Genomic DNA, 1,100 nt, shown 5'->3' on the forward strand with positions numbered 1-1,100 from the left:
TTCAGGGCACGAATACGGGAACCGTCATCAACGCTGCGACCACTGGTGCGAGCCTGCTGAACGGCACAGCGACCGCTGGCGACGCCAACGCCGGCGTTGCCGCGGGCGACACGTTCACCGTCAACGGCAAGACCATCACCTTTGCCGCCGGCGACGTGCCCACGACCGCCCCGACCGGTCAGACCCGGGTCGCTGCCACCGGTATCACGACCGGTAACGTCTACACGGACAACACCAGCGGTAACGTGACGATCTATCTCGGTTCGGGCACGAAGGCTGCGGTAGGCGACGTCCTGACTGCCATCGACCTCGCCAGCGGGGTGCAGAGCAACGTTGCCGGGACCCTGACGGTCAACAGCGGCCAGACGATCTCGTCCGTCAGCGGCGGCGGTGCGCTCGTCCTGAAGAGCACGATCGGTTCTGACCTCAGCGTAACGGGCAAGGCCGACATCCTCAACAAGCTCGGCCTGACCAGCGCGACCGGCGCCGGCAGCGTCACTGCGACGGCGGCCCGTACCACGAGCTCGGCGACCCTGTCGTCGTTCATCTCGTCGGGTTCGACCCTGAACGTCGATGGCCATGTCATCACCTTCAAGGACGGTCCGACGCCGACGGCGGCTTCGCTGGCCTCCACCCAGGGCGTGTCGGGTAACGTCGTCACCGATGGCAACGGCAACTCGACGGTCTACCTGCAGAGCTCGACGATCGCCGACGTGCTGAAGGCGATCGACTTCGCCACGGGCGTGCAGACCTTCACGCTCAACGGCAGCGGCGGCGGTACGCTTGCGACCGCCTCGGGTCAGACGGCTTCGTCGATCAACGCCTCCGGCCAGCTCAAGCTGTCCACCGGCGTCAATGCCGACCTGTCGATCACCGGCACCGGCAACGCGCTGTCCGCGCTCGGTCTTGCCGGCAACACCGGTACGTCCTCGGCGTTTACCGCGGCCCGCACCTCCGGCACCGGCGGCATCAACGGCAAGACCTTGACCTTCAGCTCCTTCAACGGCGGTACGGCGGTCAACGTCACCTTCGGCGACGGCACCAACGGAACGGTCAAGACCCTCGATCAACTCAACACCGCGCTTCAGGCCAACAACCTG

Annotated in this window: 1 protein-coding gene; it reads left to right on the forward strand. The window is 66.3% G+C overall.

Translation table 11 applies throughout. The annotated features are described in order from the left end of the window. Window positions 1–1,100: DUF1522 domain-containing protein (locus IVA78_RS24515; protein ID WP_247418444.1), on the forward strand; the 1,100-nt coding region annotated here is incomplete at both ends.

The sequence above is a fragment of the Bradyrhizobium sp. 137 genome (genome assembly GCF_023074095.1).
Lineage (GTDB): Bacteria > Pseudomonadota > Alphaproteobacteria > Rhizobiales > Xanthobacteraceae > Bradyrhizobium.